1 protein-coding gene is annotated in these 1,233 nt (G+C 59.4%); it reads left to right on the top strand.

Annotated elements, in window-relative coordinates; translation table 11 throughout:
* Nucleotides 1-104: 104 nt before the first annotated feature.
* The gene (locus ACFWAD_RS29910; RefSeq protein ID WP_378550483.1) at nucleotides 105-1,226 is read left to right on the top strand and encodes an IS30 family transposase; all 1,122 of its coding nucleotides are present in this window, start codon (nucleotides 105-107) and stop codon (nucleotides 1,224-1,226) included.
* Nucleotides 1,227-1,233: the final 7 nt, after the last annotated feature.

Genomic DNA, 1,233 nt, shown 5'->3' with positions numbered 1-1,233 from the left:
AGGCGGGCTCAACCGGTGATTGCAACGGCCCTGATCTGGGGAGATGACAGATGGGTCGATCTGGGGTCGCCGCGAGCGAAGAACAGGTCGCTACATTTTTCGCCATGCGAGATAGCGGAAGCTCGATCGAGAAGGCAGCAAAAGCCGCCGGGGTCACCAAACCCACCGGTCAACGGTGGATCGACAAACGCGATGGAATCGTCCGCCGTTCACCGACACGAGGTCGGGTGAACAGCGGACGATTCCTCTCGCTGGCAGATCGAGAAGAGATCGCGATCGGCCTCGAGGCGCATCTGTCGCTGCGGCAGATCGGAGATCGGATCGGCCGCCACAAGTCGGTTGTCAAACGCGAAATAGACCGCAACCGCAACCGTGACGGGAGCTATCGCGGCTACTCGGCGCAGCAACGCGCCGACGTACGCGCCCGCCGCCCGAAACCCGCCAAACTGGTCGTCAACGTCGAACTCCGCAACCAGGTCATCGCATGGCTGACAGACAAGTGGTCACCGCAGCAGATCTCCGCGATGCTCACTGTGAGGTTCCCGTTCAGACCGGAGATGCGCGTGTCCCACGAAACGATCTACCAGGCCGTCTACGTGCAGTCGAAAGGCGCACTGAAAAAAGAAGTACTGCAAGCGCTTCGAACAGGTCGAGCGCATCGGAAGTCGCACGGCCGGGTGCCGAGCAGTGTCCATTACATACCGGACAAAATCCTGATAGCCGATCGGCCTGCGTCGATCGAGGACCGTGCGGTCCCCGGACATTGGGAGGGAGACCTGATCATGGGCAAGAACAACAAATCTGCGATCGGGACTCTCGTCGAGCGTCAATCTCGATATGTGATGTTGCTGCATCTGCCCGGCGTCAGAGACCTGACCGGAGTTCGGGACGCAATGATCGAGACAATCCTGACGTTGCCCGACGTGATGCGAAAGACGGTCACGTGGGATCAAGGAATGGAGATGCGTCGTCATGCCGACATCACACTCGCGACCGGAGTTGACATCTACTTCTGCGATCCGCACTCACCGTGGCAGCGCGGAACCAACGAGAACACCAATGGTTTGCTGCGTCAGTACTTTCCCAAGGGCACCGATCTGTCGGTGCACGGCCCCGAACACTTGCAGTTCGTGGCCGCTCAACTCAACGACCGACCTCGTCAAACACTAGGCTGGAAAACACCCGCACAAGTGTTCAACGAGACGGTCGTTGCATCCACCAGTTGAAACCGCC

Source organism: Rhodococcus sp. NPDC059969 (assembly GCF_042738325.1).
GTDB lineage: Bacteria > Actinomycetota > Actinomycetes > Mycobacteriales > Mycobacteriaceae > Rhodococcus_F.
Note: the sequence above shows the minus strand (reverse complement) of the source record. Positions and strands in the feature narration are given on the sequence as shown.

Coding starts and splice junctions, on each gene's coding strand:
- ACFWAD_RS29910 (WP_378550483.1), top strand. CDS start 105: ATGCGAGATAGCGGAAGCTCGATCGAGAAGGCAGCAAAAGCCGCCGGG.